Here is a 21611-nt window from a genome sequence, read left to right on the forward strand (position 1 = left end):
GTTGCCATGAGTGACTAGAATGGGTGAGCGGGCAAAACCATTACAGATTCAACCAACTTTTATTAAATCCATACAGACACTGCCTATGCGCGGCTGAATCCTGTATTTTCCCCGTATCTGTACTGGTCTCCTGGGAGCGACCGCCATGACGCTTTACATCAATCTCGCCGAACTGCTGGGCACGCGCATCGAGCAAGGCTTCTATCGCCCCGGTGATCGACTGCCCTCCGTGCGGGCCTTGAGCGTCGAACATGGGGTCAGCCTGAGCACCGTGCAGCAGGCGTATCGGATGCTCGAAGACAACGGCCTGGCCATGCCCAAGCCCAAGTCCGGCTACTTTGTACCGGTCAGCCGTGAGCTGCCGGCCTTGCCCGAGATCGGTCGCCCAGCCCAACGGCCGGTGGAGATTTCCCAGTGGGACCAGGTGCTCGAGCTGATTCGCGCAGTACCGCGCAAAGATGTCATACAGATGGGTCGCGGCATGCCGGATGTATTGTCGCCCACCCTGAAGCCGCTGCTGCGCAGCCTTGCACGCGTCAGCCGGTGCCAGGATCTGCCAGGGCTGTATTACGACAACATCCTTGGCTGTATGGAGCTGCGCGCGCAGATTGCACGGCTGTCATTGGATTCCGGTTGCCAACTCACCGCCGAAGACATCGTGATCACCACCGGCTGCCATGAAGCGCTGTCGGCCAGCATCCACGCGATCTGCGAGCCGGGCGACATCGTCGCAGTGGACTCGCCGAGCTTTCACGGCGCCATGCAGACCCTCAAGGGCCTGGGCATGAAAGCCCTGGAAATCCCCACCGACCCGCTCACCGGGATCAGCCTCGAAGCCCTGGAACTGGCGCTGGAGCAGTGGCCGATCAAGGTCATCCAGCTGACCCCCAACTGCAACAACCCGCTCGGCTACATCATGCCCGAGGCGCGCAAACGGGCGCTGCTGACCCTGGCCCAGCGTTTCGACGTGGCCATCATCGAAGACGATGTGTATGGCGAACTGGCCTACAGCTACCCGCGCCCGCGCACCATCAAATCCTTTGACGAAGACGGCCGCGTGCTGCTGTGCAGCTCGTTCTCGAAAACCCTCGCGCCGGGCCTGCGCATTGGCTGGGTCGCGCCGGGACGCTACCTCGAGCGGGTGCTGCACATGAAATACATCAGCACCGGCTCCACCGCCACCCAGCCGCAGATTGCGATTGCAGAGTTTCTCAAGGGCGGCCATTTCGAACCGCATTTGCGGCGGATGCGCACCCAATACCAGCGCAATCGCGACTTGATGCTTGATTGGGTCAGTCGTTATTTCCCGGCGGGTACCCGCGCCAGCCGCCCGCAAGGCAGCTTCATGCTGTGGGTCGAGCTGCCGGAAGGCTTCGATACGCTGAAGCTCAACCGCGTCCTGATGGAACAAGGCGTACAGGTGGCGGTAGGCAGTATCTTTTCTGCGTCCGGCAAGTACCGCAATTGCCTGCGCATGAACTACGCTGCCAAGCCAACCCCGCAGATCGAAGAAGCGGTACGCAAGGTCGGTGCCGCCGCAATCAAGATGCTTGCCGAGGTTGCAGACTGACCTTTCACCGAAAATAGCCGTCATATACCCACAACCGCCCTGACCTGGAAGCAGTGCCCTTGATGATTCGACGGCTTTTACCGTTTTTACTGCTGGGCGCCTTGACGCTGGGCGGCTGCGCAACCATCGATTCCCCGCGCATCCCCAGCGATGCCCTGCCCGCTGCGGAGTCTTCCTTCGGTCGCTCGATCCAGGCCCAGGCGGCGCCCTATCAAGGTCGCTCCGGCTTTCGCCTGCTGCCCAACAGCAGCGAAGCGTTCATGGCCCGCGCCGAGCTGATCCGCAATGCCCAGACCAGCCTCGACCTGCAGTACTACATCGTCCACGACGGCATCAGCACGCGGATGCTCGTGGATGAACTGCTCAAGGCCGCCGACCGTGGCGTACGCGTGCGCATCCTGCTCGACGACACCACCAGCGACGGCCTCGACCAGATCATCGCCACCCTCGCCGCTCATCCCAAGATCGAGATCCGCCTGTTCAACCCCCTGCACCTGGGGCGCAGCACCGGTGTGACGCGGGCCATGGGGCGGCTGTTCAACCTGTCGCTGCAACACCGGCGCATGCACAACAAACTGTGGCTGGCAGATAACAGCGTGGCCATCGTTGGCGGGCGCAACCTGGGCGATGAGTATTTCGATGCCGAGCCCAACCTGAATTTCACCGACATAGACATGCTCAGCGTCGGGCCGGTGGCCGAGCAACTCGGCCACAGCTTCGACCAGTACTGGAACAGCGCGCTGAGCAAGCCCATCGACGACTTTGTCGCCAACACGCCGTCCAAAGGCGACCTGGCCGCTGCCCGTGTACGCCTGCAAGACTCCCTCGCCGAGTCGCGCCAGCAGAATCACGCGCTGTACAACCGCTTGCGCACCTACCAGACCCAGCCGCGCATGGACACCTGGCGCCGCGAGCTGATCTGGGCCTGGAACCAGGCGCTGTGGGACGCGCCGAGCAAGGTATTGGCCAAGGCCGATCCGGACCCGCGATTGCTGCTCACCACACAGCTGGCGCCGGAACTTGAGGGCGTCAATCACGAGCTGATGATGATTTCGGCGTACTTCGTGCCGGGGCAACCGGGCCTGGTGTACCTGACCGGGCGCGCCGACGCCGGCGTGTCGGTGAGCCTGCTCACCAACTCCCTGGAAGCCACCGACGTACCAGCCGTGCATGGCGGCTACGCGCCCTACCGCAAGGCGCTGTTGGAACATGGGGTGAAACTCTATGAACTGCGCCGCCAACCGGGCGACCCCAGCGCAGGCAGTGGTCCGCACCTGTTCCGACGCGGAACCTTTCGCGGCTCGGACTCCAGCCTGCACAGCAAGGCGATGATCTTCGATCGCGAGAAGTCGTTTATCGGCTCGTTCAATTTCGACCCGCGCTCAGTGCTGTGGAACACCGAAGTCGGCGTGCTGGTCGACAGCCCCGAACTGGCGGAACACGTGCGCAACCTGGCGCTGCAAGGCATGGCCCCAGCCTTGAGCTATGAGGCGAAACTGCAGGACGGCAACGTGGTGTGGGTGACCGAAGATAACGGCCAGTTACACACAATCACCGAAGAACCCGGCAGTTGGTGGCGTCGCTTCAATGCCTGGTTCGCCACCTCGGTGGGGCTGGAACGCATGCTCTAAAACGACACAGATCAACTGTGGGCGCTGGCAAGCCAGCGCCTACGGTGAATGCATTTCAAGTCAGGCCGGTTGTGCGGCGCCGAATGCGCCTTGACGCAGCAACAGCACGACCAGGCCCAGCGAGCCCGCCGCCATCAGCAACGGCAGTGCATGCCCGCTGATCCACTGGCTGCCGGCACCGGCCACCAGAGGGCCGATCAGGCATCCGATCCCCCACAATTGCGCCACGTGGGCATTGGCGCGCACCAGCGCGTCATCGCGGTAGCGCTCGCCGATCAGAATCAGCGACAGCGTGAACAACCCGCCGGCACTCGCCCCGAACAGCACCCACACCGGCCAGATCAGCGGCGTGTGCATCAACAGCGGAATCGCCAGGCTCGAAACCAGCAACAGCAGCGCACAACCCAGGAACAGCGTGCGCCGTGGCAGGTAATCGGCCAACGCGCCGATGGGCAACTGCAGCAACGCATCGCCGACCACCACCGTGCTGACCATCGCCAGGGCAATCTCGGCAGTGAAGCCCTGTTGCAGGCAATACACCGGCAGCAGGGTGAGAATCATCGCCTCGAAGGCGGCGAACAGTGCCACCGCCCAGGCAATCGCCGGCAGGCTCAGGCAGAAGCGCCACAGGTCGCCGAAGGTCACGCTGAACGACTCGGCGGTCGGCGCGCCGGAGCGTCCCAGCAACAGCAACGGCGCGACCATCAACAAGCCGACGCCGACCCAGAAACCGTAGTCATGGTCTGTGCCAATCAGGCCCAGCAGCAACGGCCCCGACAGTTGGCTCAAGGCATAGCTGCAGCCATACAGGGCCACCAGGCGGCCGCGCCACTGCTCCACCACCAACTGGTTGATCCAGCTTTCACCGAGAATGAACACGATGGTCAGGATCACCCCGATCATCAGGCGCAGCACCAGCCACACCGGATAGCTGGGCAGTATCGCCAGCAAGCCGATAGACACCGCGCCGGCCCACAGGCACAGGCGCATCAGGTTGGCGGTGCCCAGCCACGCGGCCAGCCGGCTGGAGACTTTCGCACCCAGCAGCACGCCGAAGGCCGGCATCGCCGCCATCACGCCGATGGCAAAACTGCCATAGCCCCAGCCCTCCAGGCGCAGCGATACCAACGGCATGCTCACGCCCAGCGCCAGGCCGACGCTGAGCACCGAGGCCAGCACGGCGAAGTAAGTCGCCCAACGCATGTCCACGCTCCTGTGGATAATTTTCGAGTTCACACAAAGCAGCGTGGGAGCGGGCTTATGTGGGAGCCGGGCTCGCCCGCGATGCAGGCACCTCGGTTTGTCAGTTGCACCGAGGTGATGCTATCGCCGGCAAGCCAGCGCCTACACAAGCCGGCTCCCACATTTGGCCGGCGGTGTTGCCTACAGGCTTACAGCTTGATCCAGGTCGCCTTCAGCTCGGTGTACTTGTCGAACGCGTGCAGCGACTTGTCGCGACCATTGCCCGACTGCTTGAAGCCACCAAACGGCGCAGTCATGTCGCCGCCATCGTACTGGTTGACCCATACGCTACCGGCGCGCAGCGCTTTGGCAGTCAGGTGCGCCTTGGAGATATCCGCCGTCCACACCGCTGCGGCCAGGCCGTATTGGGTGTCGTTGGCGATGGCAATCGCCTCTTCAGCGCTGTCGAAGGTGATCACCGAGAGCACCGGGCCGAAAATTTCTTCCTGGGCGATCTTCATGGCGTTGGTCACACCGTCGAAAATCGTCGGCTCGACGTAGGTGCCGCCGGTTTCTTCCAGGGTGCGCTTGCCGCCCGCCACCAGCTTGGCGCCGTCAGCATGGCCGGCTTCGATGTACGAGAGCACGGTGTTCATCTGCTGGGTGTCCACCAATGCGCCGACGTTGGTCGCCGGGTCCAGCGGATTGCCCGGCTTCCAGCCTTTGAGGGCCTCGATCACCAGTGGCAGGAATTTATCCTTGATGGAGCGCTCGACGAGCAGGCGCGAACCCGCGGTGCAGACTTCGCCCTGGTTGAAGGCGATCGCCCCGGCGGCGGATTCGGCGGCGGCTTGCAGGTCCGGCGCATCGGCAAACACGATGTTCGGGCTCTTGCCACCGGCTTCCAGCCACACGCGCTTCATGTTCGACTCGCCGGAGCGGATCAACAGCTGCTTGGCGATCTTGGTGGAACCGGTGAACACCAGGGTGTCGACGTCCATGTGCAGCGCCAGCGCGTTGCCCACGGTATGGCCGTAGCCCGGCAGCACGTTGAAAACGCCTTTCGGAATACCGGCTTCAACGGCCAGGGCCGCGATGCGAATGGCGGTCAGCGGGGATTTTTCGGACGGCTTGAGGATGACCGAGTTACCGGTGGACAGCGCCGGGCCGAGTTTCCAGCAGGCCATCATCAGCGGGAAGTTCCACGGCACGATGGCACCGACCACGCCCACTGGCTCGCGGGTCACCAGGCCCAGTTGATCGTGCGGGGTGGCGGCGACTTCGTCGTAGATCTTGTCGATCGCCTCGCCGCTCCAGCTCAGCGCGTTGGCAGCGCCGGGCACGTCGATGCCGAGGGAGTCACTGATGGGCTTGCCCATGTCGAGCGTTTCGAGCAGCGCCAGCTCTTCGGCATTGTCCTTGAGCAGCGCGGCGAAACGGATCATCGCGGCTTTGCGCTTGGCCGGCGCAAGGCGCGACCACACACCGGAATTGAAGGTGGCGCGGGCATTTTCTACCGCACGCTGGGCGTCGGCGACGTCACAGCTGGCAACGGTGGCCAGCAGGCGGCCATCGACCGGGCTGATGCATTCGAAGGTGTCGCCGGAAGCGGCGGCGGTGTATTCGCCGTTGATGTAGGCGCGACCTTCGATCTTCAGATCCTTGGCGCGTTGTTCCCAGTCGGCACGGGTCAGGGTGGTCATGCGAGTGTCCTCCTCTTATTGAATACAAGGGCCAGGTGATGTCCCCCGGCAGCCTCAAAGAATTCTTGCCCGGCCAGCCTGCTGTTCGGCTCAAGGCGGCTACCACCCTAAACCAGCGGCTGGGGATGTTTCAATATATTTGACATAACGCCGGTAAACGCCCTTGCGATGTTCATTTTAATAAACATAGACTTTGGGCTCTCCAACCGCAGGCCAGACGGGACACGCACATGAGCATCCAGGACATCGTCGACTTCAGCCAGGCCAATACCGCCCCAGACCGCTACCGCCCCGCCGCGGAAAAAATCCTCAAGGGCGACCCCGAACAAACGATCTACAACCACTACAACAGTCCGTGCGGCCAGATGAGTGCCGGGGTCTGGGAAGGTGAAGTCGGGCAATGGAAGGTCAACTACACCGAGCACGAGTACTGCGAGATCGTGCAGGGTGTTTCCGTGTTGCGCGATGCCGAGGGCAACGCCAAGACCTTGCGCGCCGGCGACCGATTCGTGATCCCCGCCGGCTTCAGCGGCACTTGGGAAGTGCTGGAGCCGTGCCGCAAGATCTACGTGGTGTTCGAGCAGAAAGCCTGATCCGGCAAATCCGAGGCAAAAAAAAGCCCGTATCGTGAGATAAGGGCTTTTTCACAAGGAGGAAAATCAATTACTTGATTTTGCCTTCTTTGTAGATCACGTGCTTGCGAACGCGCGGGTCGAACATTTTCTTTTCGAGCTTGTCCGGGGTAGTACGCTTGTTCTTGTCGGTAGTGTAGAAGTGACCAGTACCGGCGCTAGAGATCATTCGAATCAATTCACGCATGATAGAGCTCCTTAGATCTTGCCAGCGGCGCGGATTTCGGCCAGCACGACAGTAATGCCACGCTTGTCGATGATGCGCATGCCTTTGGCGGATACGCGCAGGCGTACAAAACGTTTCTCTTCTTCAACCCAGAAGCGGTGATGCTGCAGGTTCGGCAGGAAACGACGACGGGTTTTGTTATTTGCGTGGGAAATGTTATTCCCAGTCACCGGACCCTTACCGGTAACTTGACAGACTCTCGACATGCCTCAGCCCTCTAAAACCACATGCCCAACCCGGCATGGGTTGGCCGCTTAATCTCTCAGTCATTTGGCGCCAGGCGCCGCGTTTCTTTAGGGTCTTACCGGCTACACCTACAAGCGAAGGAACCGGGCCCCTAGAAAAGAGCGCTGCTTTATACCAGAAAGACCCCAGTGCAACAACAGCCCGTGTGTTTTTCCCGGCGTAAATCTCGGCGACAGACGCCCGAACCGTTGCCAGGAGGGGCCGCTGCAACAGCCGACCGCTCGTCGCACAGAATGATTTACAGCGGCATTGCGCGCGGCAAAGCGCACGACGAAACGCGCTGAGGCGCCATCAAAACAGCATTTGAGGCAAAAGCACAGGCAAAAATGGGCTAGTCATTTATCCGGCAGACCACTACGGTAGGACTTTTCCAGACTGCACTCGCAGATGGGCCTTCGATCTGCAAAGGAAACCGAACATGCGCCTCGCTGCCCTACCGCTATTGCTAGCCCCTCTATTTATCGCGCCGCTGGCATCTGCCGCCAGCAACCTGAGCGTCTGCACCGAGGCCAGCCCCGAAGGGTTTGATGTGGTGCAATACAACTCGTTGACCACCACCAACGCCTCGGCCGACGTGCTGATGAACCGCCTGGTGGACTACGACGCCGCCAGCGGCAAACTGGTGCCCAGCCTGGCGGACAGCTGGGAAGTCTCGCCAGACGGCCTGACCTACACGTTCAAGCTGCACCCGGAGGTGAAATTCCATCGCACCGACTACTTCACCCCAAGCCGCACACTGACCGCCGAAGACGTGCGTTTCAGCTTCGAGCGCATGCTCGACCCGGCCAACCCATGGCACCAGATCGCCCAGAGCGGTTTCCCGCATGCGCAGTCCCTGCAATTGCCCACGCTGGTGAAGAAGATCGACGCCCTCGACCCGCTGACCGTGCGCTTTACCCTGGACCACGCCGACTCCACCTTCCTCGCTGCCCTGAGCATGGGCTTTGCCTCTATCTACCCGGCCGAATACGCCGACAAACTGCTCAAGGCCGGCACCCCGGAAAAACTCAACAGCCAGCCAATCGGTACCGGTCCGTTTATCTTCAGCCGCTTCCAGAAAGACGCCGTGGTGCGCTACAAGGCCAACCCGGACTACTTCGCCGGCAAACCGGCTGTGGATAACTTGATCTTCGCCATTACCCCTGACGCTAACGTGCGCCTGCAGAAATTGCACCGCGATGAATGCCAGATCGCCCTGTCGCCCAAGCCCCTGGATGTAGGCGAGGCCGAGAAGGATCCCGCACTCAAGGTAGAAAAGACTGCCGCCTTCATGACCGCCTTCGTCGCCATCAACAGCCAGCACCCACCGCTGGACAAGCCCGAAGTGCGCCAGGCGATCAACCTGGCCTTCGACAAGGCCAGCTACCTCAAGGCCGTGTTTGAAGGCACCGCCGAAGCCGCCAACGGCCCCTACCCGCCCAATACCTGGAGCTACGCCAAGGACCTGCCGGGTTATCCACAGGACCTCGCCAAGGCCAAGGCACTGCTGGATCGCGCCGGCCTCAAGGACGGCTTCAAGACCACGATCTGGACACGCCCCACCGGCAGCCTGCTGAACCCCAACCCTAACCTCGGCGCGCAATTGCTGCAGGCTGACCTGGCCAAGGTCGGCATCCAGGCCGAGATTCGCGTGATCGAATGGGGCGAGCTGATTCGCCGCGCCAAGGCCGGCGAGCACGACCTGCTGTTCATGGGCTGGGCCGGCGACAACGGCGACCCGGATAACTTCCTGACTCCGCAGTTCTCGTGCGCGGCGGTAAAATCCGGCACCAACTTCGCCCGTTACTGCGACCCGGCGCTGGACAAGCTGATCAGCGCCGGCAAGACCACCAACGAGCAAGGCGTGCGCAGCAAGCTGTATCAGCAGGCCCAGGCACAGATCCAGCAGCAGGCACTCTGGCTACCGCTGGCACACCCGACGGCGTTTGCCCTGGCGCGCAAGAACGTCGAGGGATACCAGGTGAGCCCGTTCGGGCGCCAGGATTTCTCCAAGGTCAGCGTGAAACCTTGACCATCCTCTTGTAGAAGCCGAGTTGCCGACGATGGCGTCCGTTAAATCCCTGGTGATTTTGCGGATGTCATCGCCAGCACGCCGGCTCCTGCTGAAAGTAATTACATCCATCCATATTCGGCCATCGACAGTGGGTCGCCATCGCCCACGATGATGTGATCCAGCACCCGCACATCCACCACTTCCAGGGCTTTTTGCAGCAGCTTGGTCAATTTTCGATCAGCCGCGCTGGGCTCCACGCTCCCCGATGGATGGTTGTGGCACAAGATCAAGGCCGCAGCGTTGTACGCCAGGGCGCGCTTCACCACCTGCCGGGGATAAACGGTCGCGGCGTCGATAGTGCCCTGGGACAGCGCCTCGAAACCCAGCACCCGGTGCTTTGAATCCAGGAACAGGCAGCCGAAGATCTCATGGGGTTCATGACGCAACAGGGCCTTGAGGTAATCGCGCACCGCCACCGGATTTTCCAGCACCGAGTCGCTGCGCAGCCGCTCAGCCAGATGCCGTCGGGACATTTCCAGCACGGCCTGCAATTGCGCAAACTTCGCCGGGCCGAGCCCTAGATGCTGGCTGAACAGCGTCTGGCTGGCTTCCAGCAGCGGGCGCAGGCCGCCAAATTGCGCCAACAGATGGCGCGCCAGGTCCACTGCACTCCTGCCGGAAACCCCGGTCCGCAGGAAGATTGCCAGCAACTCGGCGTCGGACAGACTCGCCGCCCCCCACTCCAGAAGTTTCTCCCGCGGCCGTTCTGCCAATGGCCAATCGCGAATACTCATCTCACCTCCCTCTCCCTATGCGCCACATGTACGCCGCTGTTGCACGGCAGGCGCTGTGTTATCGTAGGCCCTCTTTTTTGCATGCGATTTCACCTGGGGAGGGGGCATCGCACGCGTCACTGAACTGGCATCACTGAACTGGAAAGGCAAACCAATGCAGCGTCTGTATCGGAAACGCATCGTTCTCGGCGTCGGCGGCGGCATTGCCGCCTACAAGAGCGCAGAGCTGGTCCGCCGGCTCCTGGACCAGGGCGCCGAAGTGCGCGTGGTCATGACCCGCGGCGGCAGTGAGTTCATCACCCCGCTGACCATGCAGGCCTTGTCCGGGCACCCGGTTCACCTGGACCTGCTGGACCCGGCGGCCGAAGCTGCCATGGGCCATATCGAGCTGGCCAAATGGGCCGACCTGGTACTGATCGCCCCGGCCACTGCCGACCTGATCGCCCGCCTGGCCCAGGGCATCGCCGATGACCTGCTGACCACCCTGGTACTGGCCACCGACGCCACCGTCGCCATCGCCCCGGCCATGAACCAGGCCATGTGGCGCGACCCGGCCACCCAAGCCAATACTCAACTCCTGCAAAGCCGTGGCCTCAAGGTGTTCGGCCCGGCCTCCGGCAGCCAGGCCTGCGGCGACGTCGGCATGGGCCGCATGCTTGAAGCCACTGACCTGGCGCTGTGCGCCGCCGAGTGCTTCCAGCACCTGGCCCTGACCGGCAAGCACGTGCTGATCACCGCCGGCCCGACCCAGGAAAACATCGACCCGGTGCGCTACATCACCAACCATAGCTCAGGAAAAATGGGCTTCGCACTGGCCGAAGCCGCGGTCGAGGCAGGCGCACGCGTCACCCTGATCACCGGCCCGGTGCATTTGCCGACCCCCGATCGCGTCACGCGAATCGACGTAGTCAGCGCGCGGGACATGCTGGCGGCCTGCGAGGCGGCCATTCCCTGTGATTTGTTTATCGCGTCCGCTGCGGTTGCAGACTACCGCCCGGAAGTCGTCGCCCCGCAAAAGCTCAAGAAAGACCCTACGAGCGGCGACGGCCTGCTCCTGCAAATGGTGCGTAACCCGGACATTCTGGCCACCATCGCCACGCGTGCGGACCGTCCGTTCAGCGTCGGCTTTGCCGCCGAGACCGAGCACCTGCTGGACTACGCCGCACGCAAACTGAAAGACAAGAACCTCGACCTGATCGTTGCCAATGATGTCGCCAACCCGAGCATCGGCTTCAACAGCGAGGAAAATGCCATCAGCGTGATCGACCGCGAGTTGCACGCCACCGTTTTCGCCCAGACCAGCAAGGGCAAGATTGCCCGCCAACTGATCTCTTTTATCGCCCAACGGCTGAACCAGGTTTAATTTCCATGCACGCTTTGCAAGCCAAGATCCTCGACCCACGCATCGGCACCGACTTCCCACTGCCGGCCTACGCCACCCCGGGCTCCGCCGGCCTGGACCTGCGCGCCATGCTCAAGGAAGACACCGTCCTCGAGCCGGGCCAGACCATCCTGATTCCCACCGGCCTGTCGATCTACGTCGGCGACCCAGGCCTGGCGGCGCTGATCCTGCCGCGTTCCGGCCTGGGCCACAAACACGGGATCGTGCTGGGTAACCTGGTCGGCCTGATCGACTCCGACTACCAGGGCGAGCTGATGGTGTCGTGCTGGAACCGTGGCCAGACCGCGTTCAACATCGCGGTCGGCGAGCGCATTGCCCAACTGGTGCTGGTGCCCGTGGTGCAGGCGCATTTCGAACTGGTTGAGCAATTCGATGAAACACAACGTGGCGCAGGGGGGTTTGGGCATTCCGGCAGTCACTGACTAAGCTGATTCTGGCCGGGCGTCACTGCCCGGCTCGACGCCCACCGCAAGGCTTTTCAGGACGAAGAATGCGCGGACTTAATCATCAAGATTTCCCCTTTGAAATCAATGCATTACGGCATAGAACAGTCGGATCGCAAGCGCCGATGGCATTTTTGCACCACGAACTCTCTGCCGAAAACACCGTCATACCCTTCAGTTTGAGCCTGCCGGTCCGCCACTTTAAGGCCAGCCTTGCCCCCTTCAGATGGAGTTTCCCCCCGCGATGAGTACCGCAGCCCGAGTAGCCCCGACATTCCCCGACAGCATCTTTCGCGCCTATGACATCCGTGGCGTAGTGCCCAAGACCCTGACCGCCGAAACCGCCTACTGGATCGGCCGCGCCATCGGCTCCCAGAGCCTGGCCCAGGGTGAGCCCAATGTTTCGGTCGGCCGTGACGGTCGCCTGTCCGGCCCGGAGCTGGTGGAGCAACTGATCCAGGGCCTGGCCGACAGCGGCTGCCATGTCAGCGACGTCGGCCTGGTGCCCACGCCTGCGCTGTACTACGCCGCCAACGTGCTGGCCGGCAAGTCCGGCGTGATGCTGACCGGCAGCCATAACCCGTCCGACTACAACGGTTTCAAAATCGTCATCGCGGGCGACACCCTCGCCAACGAACAGATCCAGGCCCTGCATCAGCGCCTGAAGACCAACGACCTGACCAGCGGCAAAGGCAGCATCACCCGGGTCGACATCCTCCAGCGCTACTCCGATGAAATCACCCGTGACGTCAAACTCGCACGCCGCCTGAAAGTCGTGGTGGACTGCGGCAACGGCGCAGCCGGCGTGATCGCCCCGCAACTGCTCGAAGCCCTGAACTGCGAAGTGATCCCGCTGTTCTGCGATGTCGACGGCCACTTCCCCAACCACCATCCGGATCCTGGCAAGCCTGAGAACCTGGTCGACCTGATCGCCAAGGTCAAGGAAACCGGCGCCGACGTCGGCCTGGCCTTCGACGGCGACGGCGACCGCGTGGGCGTGGTGACCGAAACCGGCGAGATCGTGTTCCCGGACCGCCTGCTGATGCTCTTCGCCCGTGACGTGGTGGCGCGCAATCCCAACGCCGAGATCATTTTCGACGTCAAGTGCACCCGCCGTCTCACCCCGCTGATCAAGGAATATGGCGGCCGCCCGCTAATGTGGAAGACTGGCCACTCGTTGATCAAAAAGAAAATGAAGGAAACCGGCGCCCTGTTGGCCGGCGAAATGAGCGGTCACGTATTCTTCAAGGAACGCTGGTTCGGCTTTGACGACGGCATTTACAGTGCTGCGCGCCTGCTGGAGATCCTCAGCAAGGAAAAATCCACCGCGCAAGGGCTGTTTGAGACCTTCCCGAACGATATTTCTACGCCAGAGATCAATATCCATGTGACCGAGGAGAGCAAATTCAGCATCATTGACGCACTGCACGATGCGCAATGGGGTGAAGGCGCCAACCTGACCACCATTGATGGTGTGCGAGTCGATTACGCCAAAGGCTGGGGCCTGGTGCGCGCATCCAACACCACACCGGTGCTGGTGTTGCGCTTCGAGGCGGATACCGAGGCTGAGTTGCAGCGCATCAAGGACGTGTTCCACGCCCAGTTGAAACGTGTTGCCCCTGATCTCCAATTACCGTTCTGATTTTTTACCGGAGCCCTGAATGACCCTCGAACGCGAAGCCGCTGCCAATACTGCCAAGGTCCTGTCCGAAGCGTTGCCTTACATCCGACGCTATGTCGGCAAGACGCTGGTGATCAAGTACGGCGGCAATGCCATGGAAAGCGACGAGCTGAAAACCGGCTTTGCCCGCGACATCGTGTTGATGAAAGCCGTGGGGATCAACCCGGTAGTGGTCCACGGCGGCGGCCCGCAAATCGGCGACCTGCTCAAGCGCTTGTCGATCGAGAGTCACTTCATCGATGGCATGCGTGTCACTGACGCGCAGACCATGGACGTGGTGGAGATGGTCCTCGGTGGCCAGGTCAACAAGGACATCGTCAACCTGATCAACCGCCACGGCGGCAGCGCCATCGGCCTGACCGGCAAGGACGCGGAGCTGATCCGCGCGAAAAAACTGACGGTGACCCGCCAGACGCCGGAAATGACCCAGCCGGAAATCATCGACATCGGCCAAGTGGGCGAAGTGATCGGCATCAACACCGACCTGCTGAACCTGCTGGTCAAGGGCGACTTCATTCCGGTGATCGCACCGATCGGTGTGGGCGCCAATGGCGAGTCCTACAACATCAACGCCGACCTGGTAGCCGGTAAAGTGGCAGAGGCACTCAAGGCTGAAAAGCTGATGCTGCTGACCAACATCGCCGGCCTGCTGGATAAGGAAGGCAAGGTATTGACCGGCCTGACCACCCAACAGGTCGACGACCTGATCGCTGACGGCACCATCTACGGCGGCATGCTGCCGAAGATCCGCTGCGCACTGGAAGCGGTGCAAGGCGGCGTGGGCAGCTCGTTGATCATCGATGGCCGGGTTCCGAACGCGGTACTGCTGGAAATCTTCACCGATACCGGCATGGGCACGCTGATCAGCAACCGCAAGCGTCCTTAAGCAGTAAAAACCAAAAAAGCCCCGCTCAATCGAATTGAGCGGGGCTTTTTTATGCATGCGATCGCAATCCAACTGCTAAATGCATACCCCTGTGGGAGCGGGCTTGCTCGCGAAAGCGGTCTGTCAGTGACACATGCGCTAACTGACCCGACGCTTTCGCGAGCAAGCCCGCTCCCACACAAGCCGGCCCCTACAGGCCCGGTATCAGACGCCGTATTGCTCGCGGTAAGCACGTACAGCCGGCAGATGCTGCTTGAGCTGTGGATCATCTTCCAGGAACTGCAATACCTGGTTCAATGACACGATGCTGACCACCGGAATGCCGAAATCACGTTCCACTTCCTGGATTGCCGACAACTCGCCGTTGCCGCGTTCCTGGCGGTTCAGCGCGATCAACACACCCGCGGCCTTGGCGCCGTCCTGGGAAGCAATGATCTGCATCACTTCACGGATCGCGGTACCGGCGGTGATCACGTCGTCGATGATCAGCACGTCGCCTTTGAGCGCAGCCCCGACCAGGCTGCCGCCTTCGCCATGAGCCTTGGCTTCTTTGCGATTGAAGCACCACGGCAGATCCAGCTCATGATGTTCAGCCAACGCCACGGCGGTCGCGGCCGCCAGGGGAATGCCCTTATAGGCCGGGCCAAACAGCACGTCGAAGGAAATGCCGCTGTCAACGATGGCTGCCGCGTAGAAACGACCCAGCTGAGCCAGGGCCGAGCCCGAGTTGAACAAGCCCGCGTTGAAGAAGTATGGGCTGGTGCGCCCGGACTTCAGGGTGAACTCACCGAAGCGCAAAACCCCGCGATCGATGGCAAAACGAATGAAATCGCGTTGATACGCCTGCATGAAAAAAGCCTCAGATACCACGGATTTAGCTAATTAGGTAGACGGCGTGTATCATACACGCACGCGATTTTTGGGGCCATTTATGCGGATCATCAGTGTGAACGTTAATGGTATTCAGGCTGCAGTCGAGCGTGGTTTGCTCAGTTGGCTGCAAGCCCAGAATGCCGACGTCATCTGCCTGCAGGATACCCGCGCCTCCGCCTTTGAACTGGACGACCCAGCCTTCCAACTGGATGGCTACTTCCTTTATGCCTGCGATGCCGAAGTGCCCACCCAAGGTGGCGTGGCTTTGTATTCGCGGTTGCAACCCAAGGCGGTCATCAGCGGCCTCGGCTTCGAGACAGCCGACCGCTACGGGCGCTACCTGCAAGCCGATTTCGACAAGGTCAGCATCGCGACCTTGCTGCTTCCTTCGGGGCAGAACGGCGATGAAGACTTGAACCAGAAGTTCAAGCTAATGGACGATTTCGCCCGTTACCTGGATAAACAGCGACGCAAACGTCGCGAGTACATTTATTGTGGCTCGCTGTACGTGGCGCAACAGAAGCTGGATATCAAGAACTGGCGCGACAGCCAGCAATCCCCGGGCTTCCTGGCGCCGGAACGGGCCTGGATGGACGAGATTGTCGGCAACATGGGCTATGTGGATGCCCTGCGCGAAGTCAGTCGCGAAGGCGACCAGTACAGCTGGTGGCCGGACAACGAACAGGCGGAGATGCTCAACCTGGGTTGGCGTTTCGACTACCAGTTGCTGACTCCGGGCCTGCGTCGGTTCGTGCGCAGTGCACGCTTGCCGCGCCAGCCGCGCTTCTCGCAGCACGCGCCATTGATCGTGGACTACGACTGGACACTGACCATCTGAGGTCTTTTCCCAGGCACAAAAAAACCGACATCACTGTCGGTTTTTTTGTGGGCGCTCATTATTTGATCACACGCCAGGTCAAGGGGTAGCGATAGACGATCCCCTTGTTGGCCTTGATGCTGCCAATGATGGTCAGCACCACGGTGGCGATCGCCAGGGCAAGCATCAGGAAAAACCCGACCACCGCGAAGGCCAGCACGATGCAGGCTATCCAGGCGATGGCCACGGTGATCTGGAAGTTCAAGGCTTCCTTGCCCTGGTCATCAATGAACGGGTCCACTTCCTTCTTCATCTGCCACAGGATCAGCGGCCCGACGACGCTGCCGAAGGGGAACACAAACCCGAGAAACGCCGCGAGATGGCACAGCATTGCCGCCTGGCGCACTTCGTAGGAAGGCGTGGGCACCAGCATCTGGTTGTCATTCATGGCGCTTCTCCTTGAGGCGGGTTCAGTCAGCCAAGGCGGCGTTCTGCAGTTCGAAGATCTCGGTCATGCCTTTCTGGGCCAGGGCGAGCATGGCGTTCAGGTCGGCCGGCTGGAATGGCGCACCTTCGGCGGTGCCCTGCACTTCGATGAAACCACCGGTGCTGGTCATGACCACGTTCAGGTCGGTCTCGGCGGCCGAGTCTTCCAGGTAGTCCAGGTCCAGCACTGGCTCGCCCTGGTACATGCCCACCGAGACAGCGGCAATCATCTGCTTGAGCGGGTCGCCGGCTTTCAGGCCGCCACGCTTCTTGATCACTTTCAGCGCATCGACCAGGGCCACCATGGCACCGGTGATGGACGCGGTACGGGTACCGCCGTCGGCCTGGATCACGTCGCAATCGACGTACAGGGTCACGTCGCCCAGCTTGGACATGTCCAGGGCGGCGCGCAGCGAACGACCGATCAGGCGCTGGATTTCCAGGGTACGCCCGCCTTGCTTGCCACGGCTGGCTTCACGCTGGTTACGCTCGCCGGTGGCGCGCGGCAGCATGCCGTATTCGGCAGTCAACCAGCCCTGGCCCTGGCCCTTGAGGAAACGTGGTACGCCATTTTCGACGCTGACGGTGCAGATCACCTTGGTATCGCCAAACTCGACCAGTACGGATCCCTCGGCGTGTTTGGTGTAGTTGCGGGTGATGCGGATCGAGCGGAGCTGATCGGCAGCGCGACCACTTGGACGTTTCATAGGGGGATACCTGTACTGAGGACGAAAAACTGCCGAGCATTATAGAGCCGCGAGCCGATTCGGGGCACTTCTTAAAATTCGGTTACGAATGGGTGGTTTGTCATGCTTTGTTAACGCCAGCGTTTGGGGCCTCCCACGCCGTTGCGCTACACTCCTGCGCCTTCGCAGCCGGTCGGCTGCAACCCATCCACCAGCCCGTTATGCGGGACTGCATCGCGAGGTACCTCCATGGTGCACAGCATGACCGCCTTCGCCCGCGTCGAAAAAGCCGGCGTACAAGGCACCCTGAGCTGGGAACTGCGCTCGGTCAACAGCCGCTACCTGGAACCGCACCTGCGCCTGCCCGAATCATTTCGCGACCTCGAAGGGGCCGTGCGTGAAGCACTGCGCCAGGGCATCTCCCGCGGCAAGCTGGAATGCACCCTGCGCTTCACCGAGGAAACCACCGGCAAGCCGCTGCAGGTCGACCGCGAGCGCGCTGCGCAACTGGTTGCCGCCGCCGAAACCATCGCCAGCCTGATCAAGCAGCCGGCCGCGCTCAACCCCCTGGAGGTGCTGGCGTGGCCTGGCGTGCTGGTGGCCGACGCCACCGATCCGCAAGCCCTCAATGCCGAAGCCCTTGCCCTGTTCAACCAGGGCCTGAAGGAGCTCAAGGCTGGCCGCGAACGCGAAGGCGCCGAACTGGCCCGCCTGATCAACGAGCGCCTGACCTCGATCGAAGAAGACGTGGTGACCCTGCGCGAACTGGTGCCACAGATGCTCGCCACCCAGCGCCAGAAGGTCCTCGACCGCTTCACCGACATGAAGGCAGACCTGGACCCGGTTCGCCTGGAACAGGAAATGGTGCTGCTCGCACAAAAAAGCGACGTCGCCGAAGAACTGGACCGCCTGAGCACCCACATCCTCGAAGTGCGCCGCGTCCTCAAGTCCGGCGGTGCCGCCGGTCGGCGCCTGGACTTCCTGATGCAGGAACTCAACCGCGAAGCCAATACACTGGGCTCCAAGGCATTCGATCCGCGCAGCACGCAGGCAGCGGTCAACCTCAAGGTGTTGATCGAGCAGATGCGCGAACAAGTACAGAATATTGAGTAAGGCAACCTCCATGACCCACAGCACCGGCACCCTCTACATCATTTCCGCCCCGTCGGGCGCGGGCAAAAGCAGCCTGGTCAAGGCCCTGACCGACGCCGACGAGCAGATCCGCATTTCGGTCTCCCACACCACCCGCGCCATGCGCCCGGGCGAGGTGAACGGCGTGCACTATCACTTCGTCGAGCGCACCGAGTTCGTCAAGATGATCGAGCACGGCGACTTCCTCGAGCGCGCCGAAGTGTTCGGCAACCTCTACGGCACCTCGCAAAGCCACCTGCAGCAGACCCTGGATGAAGGCCACGACCTGATCCTGGAAATCGACTGGCAGGGCGCCGAGCAAGTGCGCCAACTGATGCCCAAGGCGCGCTCGATCTTCATCCTGCCGCCGTCGCTTGAGGCTTTGCACCAGCGCCTGACCAACCGTGGCCAGGACAGCGACGAGATCATCGAAGGCCGCATGCGTGAAGCCGTCAGCGAAATGAGCCACTACGTCGACTACGACTATCTGATCATCAACGACGATTTTGCCCACGCGCTGGATGATTTGAAGGCGATTTTCCGCACCAATCAGCTCCAGCAAAAGCGTCAACAGCAACGTTTCGGCAAATTACTCACTGAACTGCTCGGCTGATTGGCTCTTCCCAAAACCGCTGCAAGGGCTTTACATTGGCACTTGTAGCGGTTTTGCGAGGACGCGGGAAAAATCAGCGCTTCCCTAAACGCTGGTGATTTTTTAAACTGTTTAGTCCGCTCGCCCAACCGGGCAGCGCGCATCTTGCATTCGCTCCGAGGAATACCATGGCCCGCGTAACCGTTGAAGACTGCCTAGAACACGTGGATAACCGCTTTGAGCTGGTCATGCTCTCTACCAAGCGTGCCCGTCAACTGGCCACTGGCGGCAAAGAGCCCCTGGTCCAGTGGGAAAACGACAAGCCTACCGTTGTAGCGCTGCGTGAAATCGCTGAAGGCCTGATGAGCTACGAGTTCATCGCCAACGCCGAAATCGTTGAAGACGAACCGCTGTTTGCAGCGTTCGAGGACGAGTCCAACGAGGCCGTCTAAGCCTATGCCTGGTCGACGTAGCACGGCGCAGGGTCAAAGCCAACGGCAGGAGTCATTCCTATGCCGAGCATAGACGCCCTCGCCGATCGCTTATCGACCTACCTCGGCCCAGACCAGGTCAACCTGGTCCGCCGAGCGTATTTCTACGCCGAACAAGCCCACGACGGCCAACGCCGCCGCAGCGGCGAGGCGTATGTCACCCATCCTCTTGCGGTGGCAAATATTCTTGCCGACATGCACATGGACCATCAGAGCCTGATGGCCGCGATGCTGCATGACGTGATCGAAGACACCGGCATTGCCAAGGAAGCGCTCAGCGCGCAATTTGGCGAAACCGTGGCCGAACTGGTCGACGGGGTCAGCAAACTGACCCAGATGAACTTCGAGACCAAGGCCGAAGCCCAGGCGGAAAACTTCCAGAAGATGGCCATGGCCATGGCCCGGGACATCCGGGTGATCCTGGTCAAGCTGGCCGACCGGCTGCACAACATGCGCACGCTGGAAGTGCTGTCCGGCGAAAAACGCCGGCGCATCGCCAAGGAAACCCTGGAAATCTACGCGCCCATCGCCAACCGGCTGGGCATGCACGCCATTCGTATCGAGTTCGAAGACCTCGGCTTCAAGGCCATGCATCCGATGCGCTCGGCGCGCATCTACCAGGCGGTCAAGCGCGCCCGGGGCAACCGCAAGGAAATCGTCAACAAGATCGAAGAGTCGCTGAGCCATTGCCTGGCGATCGACGAGATCGAGGGCGAAGTCAGCGGCCGGCAGAAACACATCTATGGCATCTACAAGAAGATGCGCGGCAAGCGCCGGGCCTTCAACGAGATCATGGATGTGTACGCGTTCCGGATCATCGTCGACAAAGTCGACACCTGCTACCGCGTGCTCGGCGCTGTACATAATTTGTACAAACCCCTGCCGGGACGCTTCAAGGACTACATCGCGATTCCCAAGGCCAACGGCTACCAGTCGCTGCATACCACGCTGTTCGGTATGCATGGAGTGCCGATCGAGATCCAGATCCGCACCCGCGAAATGGAAGAGATGGCCAACAACGGTATTGCCGCCCATTGGCTGTACAAGTCCACCGGCGACGAGCAGCCAAAAGGCACGCATGCCCGCGCCCGCCAGTGGGTCAAGGGTGTGCTGGAGATGCAGCAACGTGCTGGCAACTCCCTGGAATTCATCGAAAGCGTGAAGATCGACCTGTTCCCGGACGAGGTCTACGTGTTCACGCCAAAAGGCCGGATCATGGAGCTGCCCAAAGGCTCCACGGCTGTCGACTTTGCCTACGCGGTGCATACCGACGTGGGCAACAGCTGCATTGCCTGTCGGATCAATCGTCGTCTCGCGCCGCTGTCCGAACCGCTACAAAGCGGCTCCACGGTCGAGATCGTCAGCGCTCCAGGCGCTCGCCCGAACCCGGCCTGGCTCAACTTCGTGGTCACCGGCAAGGCGCGTACGCATATTCGCCACGCCCTGAAACTGCAACGCCGTTCCGAATCCATCAGCCTCGGCGAACGCCTGCTGAACAAAGTGCTCAACGGTTTCGACAGCGCCCTGGACAAGATTCCTGCAGAACGCGTGCAAGCGATGCTGCATGAGTATCGCCAGGAAACCATCGAAGACCTGCTGGAAGATATCGGCCTGGGTAACCGCATGGCCTACGTGGTCGCCCGCCGCCTGCTCGGCGAAGGCGAACAGCTACCGAGCCCGGAAGGCCCACTGGCGATTCGCGGCACCGAGGGCCTGGTGCTCAGCTACGCCAAGTGCTGTACGCCGATCCCGGGCGACCCGATTGTCGGCCACCTGTCGGCGGGCAAAGGCATGGTGGTGCACCTGGACAACTGCCGCAATATCAGCGAAATCCGCCACAACCCGGAAAAATGCATCCAGCTTTCTTGGGCCAAGGATGTCACCGGCGAATTCAATGTCGAGCTGCGGGTAGAGCTGGAGCACCAGCGTGGCCTGATCGCCCTGCTGGCCAGCAGCGTCAACGCGGCCGACGGCAATATCGAGAAAATCAGCATGGACGAGCGTGATGGTCGCATCAGCGTGGTCCAACTGGTGGTCAGCGTGCACGACCGCGTGCACCTGGCCCGCGTGATCAAGAAACTGCGCGCCTTGACCGGTGTGATCCGCATCACCCGTATGCGTGCATAACCCACCTCTTACAAGGAGT

Annotated in this window: 20 protein-coding genes and 1 pseudogene; 13 read left to right on the forward strand and 8 right to left on the reverse strand. The window is 61.5% G+C overall.

The genetic code is table 11. The features are described 5' to 3' along the window. Window positions 1–145: 145 nt before the first annotated feature. Both JFU04_RS28755 and JFU04_RS28760 read left to right on the forward strand, forming a co-directional pair. Window positions 146–1570, forward strand: coding sequence for an aminotransferase-like domain-containing protein (locus JFU04_RS28755; RefSeq protein ID WP_201146142.1), 1425 nt, complete (start codon window positions 146–148; stop codon window positions 1568–1570). 62 nt (window positions 1571–1632) lie between these two features. Next, a complete protein-coding gene (locus JFU04_RS28760; protein WP_201146144.1) occupies window positions 1633–3201 on the forward strand; it encodes a phospholipase D family protein in 1569 nt (522 codons plus the stop codon). 60 nt (window positions 3202–3261) lie between these two features. On the opposite strand, the gene JFU04_RS28765 is transcribed toward JFU04_RS28760, so the two are convergent. Both JFU04_RS28765 and JFU04_RS28770 read right to left on the reverse strand, forming a co-directional pair. Next, entirely contained in the window at window positions 3262–4404 is a 1143-nt protein-coding gene (locus tag JFU04_RS28765; protein ID WP_120450503.1) for an MFS transporter, read from the reverse strand. Window positions 4405–4592: 188 nt separating this feature from the next. Continuing rightward, entirely contained in the window at window positions 4593–6086 is a 1494-nt protein-coding gene (locus tag JFU04_RS28770) for an aldehyde dehydrogenase (protein ID WP_065902478.1), read from the reverse strand. Window positions 6087–6316: 230 nt separating this feature from the next. Between JFU04_RS28770 and JFU04_RS28775 the strand changes: the two genes are divergently transcribed. Next, window positions 6317–6679: a cupin domain-containing protein gene (locus JFU04_RS28775; protein ID WP_065902480.1), complete on the forward strand. Its 363-nt coding sequence runs from the start codon at window positions 6317–6319 to the stop codon at window positions 6677–6679. 70 nt (window positions 6680–6749) lie between these two features. On the opposite strand, the gene rpmG is transcribed toward JFU04_RS28775, so the two are convergent. Together rpmG and rpmB are read right to left on the reverse strand one after the other, a co-directional pair. Continuing rightward, window positions 6750–6905, reverse strand: coding sequence for a 50S ribosomal protein L33 (rpmG, locus tag JFU04_RS28780; protein WP_003176906.1), 156 nt, complete (start codon window positions 6903–6905; stop codon window positions 6750–6752). 11 nt (window positions 6906–6916) lie between these two features. Next, window positions 6917–7150 carry a 50S ribosomal protein L28 gene (gene rpmB, locus JFU04_RS28785; protein ID WP_003176907.1) on the reverse strand — a complete coding sequence of 78 codons (234 nt, stop codon included), beginning with the start codon at window positions 7148–7150 and terminating at the stop codon, window positions 6917–6919. 458 nt (window positions 7151–7608) lie between these two features. On the opposite strand from rpmB, the gene JFU04_RS28790 reads away from it, so the two are divergent. Continuing rightward, window positions 7609–9201, forward strand: a complete 1593-nt coding sequence (locus tag JFU04_RS28790) for an ABC transporter substrate-binding protein (RefSeq protein ID WP_065902482.1) — start codon at window positions 7609–7611, stop codon at window positions 9199–9201. A 101-nt stretch (window positions 9202–9302) separates the two neighbouring features. Here the strand turns inward: JFU04_RS28790 and radC are convergent, their stop codons facing one another. Next, entirely contained in the window at window positions 9303–9977 is a 675-nt protein-coding gene (gene radC / locus JFU04_RS28795) for a RadC family protein (RefSeq protein ID WP_065902483.1), read from the reverse strand. Between the two features lie 154 nt (window positions 9978–10131). Here radC and coaBC point away from each other — a divergent pair, with 154 nt between their 5' ends. From coaBC to argB, 4 genes and pseudogenes are all read left to right on the forward strand, one after another. Continuing rightward, window positions 10132–11340, forward strand: coding sequence for a bifunctional phosphopantothenoylcysteine decarboxylase/phosphopantothenate--cysteine ligase CoaBC (coaBC, locus tag JFU04_RS28800; protein ID WP_010207499.1), 1209 nt, complete (start codon window positions 10132–10134; stop codon window positions 11338–11340). A gap of 5 nt (window positions 11341–11345) precedes the next feature. After that, on the forward strand, window positions 11346–11801 hold the full coding sequence (dut, locus tag JFU04_RS28805; RefSeq protein WP_065902484.1) for a dUTP diphosphatase: 456 nt from the start codon (window positions 11346–11348) through the stop codon (window positions 11799–11801). A gap of 241 nt (window positions 11802–12042) precedes the next feature. Next, window positions 12043–13464, forward strand: a pseudogene (locus JFU04_RS28810) (phosphomannomutase/phosphoglucomutase); the annotation flags it as partial. A 19-nt stretch (window positions 13465–13483) separates the two neighbouring features. Beyond that, entirely contained in the window at window positions 13484–14389 is a 906-nt protein-coding gene (gene argB, locus JFU04_RS28815; RefSeq protein ID WP_065902486.1) for an acetylglutamate kinase, read from the forward strand. Window positions 14390–14593: 204 nt separating this feature from the next. On the opposite strand, the gene pyrE is transcribed toward argB, so the two are convergent. Continuing rightward, window positions 14594–15238 (reverse strand): orotate phosphoribosyltransferase, encoded by a 645-nt coding sequence (gene pyrE / locus JFU04_RS28820; RefSeq protein WP_106802290.1) that lies wholly within the window; start codon window positions 15236–15238, stop codon window positions 14594–14596. A gap of 82 nt (window positions 15239–15320) precedes the next feature. Between pyrE and JFU04_RS28825 the strand changes: the two genes are divergently transcribed. Continuing rightward, window positions 15321–16100, forward strand: coding sequence for an exodeoxyribonuclease III (locus tag JFU04_RS28825; RefSeq protein WP_003195493.1), 780 nt, complete (start codon window positions 15321–15323; stop codon window positions 16098–16100). Between the two features lie 58 nt (window positions 16101–16158). Here the strand turns inward: JFU04_RS28825 and JFU04_RS28830 are convergent, their stop codons facing one another. Then, window positions 16159–16527, reverse strand: a complete 369-nt coding sequence (locus tag JFU04_RS28830) for a DUF4870 domain-containing protein (protein WP_065902490.1) — start codon at window positions 16525–16527, stop codon at window positions 16159–16161. A 22-nt stretch (window positions 16528–16549) separates the two neighbouring features. Further along, window positions 16550–17272, reverse strand: coding sequence for a ribonuclease PH (gene rph / locus JFU04_RS28835; RefSeq protein ID WP_010207511.1), 723 nt, complete (start codon window positions 17270–17272; stop codon window positions 16550–16552). A gap of 228 nt (window positions 17273–17500) precedes the next feature. Here rph and JFU04_RS28840 point away from each other — a divergent pair, with 228 nt between their 5' ends. The 4 genes from JFU04_RS28840 (at window position 17501) to spoT (ending at window position 21592) form a co-directional block, all read left to right on the forward strand. Then, on the forward strand, window positions 17501–18364 hold the full coding sequence (locus JFU04_RS28840; protein WP_065902491.1) for a YicC/YloC family endoribonuclease: 864 nt from the start codon (window positions 17501–17503) through the stop codon (window positions 18362–18364). A 10-nt stretch (window positions 18365–18374) separates the two neighbouring features. Continuing rightward, window positions 18375–18995, forward strand: a complete 621-nt coding sequence (gmk, locus tag JFU04_RS28845) for a guanylate kinase (protein ID WP_201146146.1) — start codon at window positions 18375–18377, stop codon at window positions 18993–18995. A gap of 167 nt (window positions 18996–19162) precedes the next feature. Next, window positions 19163–19426 carry a DNA-directed RNA polymerase subunit omega gene (rpoZ, locus tag JFU04_RS28850; protein WP_003176920.1) on the forward strand — a complete coding sequence of 88 codons (264 nt, stop codon included), beginning with the start codon at window positions 19163–19165 and terminating at the stop codon, window positions 19424–19426. A gap of 60 nt (window positions 19427–19486) precedes the next feature. After that, window positions 19487–21592 (forward strand): bifunctional GTP diphosphokinase/guanosine-3',5'-bis pyrophosphate 3'-pyrophosphohydrolase, encoded by a 2106-nt coding sequence (gene spoT, locus JFU04_RS28855; protein WP_065902493.1) that lies wholly within the window; start codon window positions 19487–19489, stop codon window positions 21590–21592. Window positions 21593–21611: the final 19 nt, after the last annotated feature.

The organism is Pseudomonas sp. TH21, from assembly GCF_016651025.1.
In the GTDB taxonomy this organism is placed as follows: Bacteria; Pseudomonadota; Gammaproteobacteria; order Pseudomonadales; family Pseudomonadaceae; genus Aquipseudomonas; species Aquipseudomonas aylmerensis.

Excerpts from the sequence above, each read along its gene's own strand:
- JFU04_RS28755 (WP_201146142.1), top strand. The coding sequence starts at position 146 with ATGACGCTTTACATCAATCTCGCCGAACTGCTGGGCACGCGCATCGAG.
- JFU04_RS28760 (WP_201146144.1), top strand. The coding sequence starts at position 1,633 with ATGATTCGACGGCTTTTACCGTTTTTACTGCTGGGCGCCTTGACGCTG.
- JFU04_RS28765 (WP_120450503.1), bottom strand. The coding sequence starts at position 4,404 with ATGCGTTGGGCGACTTACTTCGCCGTGCTGGCCTCGGTGCTCAGCGTC.
- JFU04_RS28770 (WP_065902478.1), bottom strand. The coding sequence starts at position 6,086 with ATGACCACCCTGACCCGTGCCGACTGGGAACAACGCGCCAAGGATCTG.
- JFU04_RS28775 (WP_065902480.1), top strand. The coding sequence starts at position 6,317 with ATGAGCATCCAGGACATCGTCGACTTCAGCCAGGCCAATACCGCCCCA.
- rpmG (WP_003176906.1), bottom strand. The coding sequence starts at position 6,905 with ATGCGTGAATTGATTCGAATGATCTCTAGCGCCGGTACTGGTCACTTC.
- rpmB (WP_003176907.1), bottom strand. The coding sequence starts at position 7,150 with ATGTCGAGAGTCTGTCAAGTTACCGGTAAGGGTCCGGTGACTGGGAAT.
- JFU04_RS28790 (WP_065902482.1), top strand. The coding sequence starts at position 7,609 with ATGCGCCTCGCTGCCCTACCGCTATTGCTAGCCCCTCTATTTATCGCG.
- radC (WP_065902483.1), bottom strand. The coding sequence starts at position 9,977 with ATGAGTATTCGCGATTGGCCATTGGCAGAACGGCCGCGGGAGAAACTT.
- coaBC (WP_010207499.1), top strand. The coding sequence starts at position 10,132 with ATGCAGCGTCTGTATCGGAAACGCATCGTTCTCGGCGTCGGCGGCGGC.
- dut (WP_065902484.1), top strand. The coding sequence starts at position 11,346 with ATGCACGCTTTGCAAGCCAAGATCCTCGACCCACGCATCGGCACCGAC.
- argB (WP_065902486.1), top strand. The coding sequence starts at position 13,484 with ATGACCCTCGAACGCGAAGCCGCTGCCAATACTGCCAAGGTCCTGTCC.
- pyrE (WP_106802290.1), bottom strand. The coding sequence starts at position 15,238 with ATGCAGGCGTATCAACGCGATTTCATTCGTTTTGCCATCGATCGCGGG.
- JFU04_RS28825 (WP_003195493.1), top strand. The coding sequence starts at position 15,321 with ATGCGGATCATCAGTGTGAACGTTAATGGTATTCAGGCTGCAGTCGAG.
- JFU04_RS28830 (WP_065902490.1), bottom strand. The coding sequence starts at position 16,527 with ATGAATGACAACCAGATGCTGGTGCCCACGCCTTCCTACGAAGTGCGC.
- rph (WP_010207511.1), bottom strand. The coding sequence starts at position 17,272 with ATGAAACGTCCAAGTGGTCGCGCTGCCGATCAGCTCCGCTCGATCCGC.
- JFU04_RS28840 (WP_065902491.1), top strand. The coding sequence starts at position 17,501 with ATGGTGCACAGCATGACCGCCTTCGCCCGCGTCGAAAAAGCCGGCGTA.
- gmk (WP_201146146.1), top strand. The coding sequence starts at position 18,375 with ATGACCCACAGCACCGGCACCCTCTACATCATTTCCGCCCCGTCGGGC.
- rpoZ (WP_003176920.1), top strand. The coding sequence starts at position 19,163 with ATGGCCCGCGTAACCGTTGAAGACTGCCTAGAACACGTGGATAACCGC.
- spoT (WP_065902493.1), top strand. The coding sequence starts at position 19,487 with ATGCCGAGCATAGACGCCCTCGCCGATCGCTTATCGACCTACCTCGGC.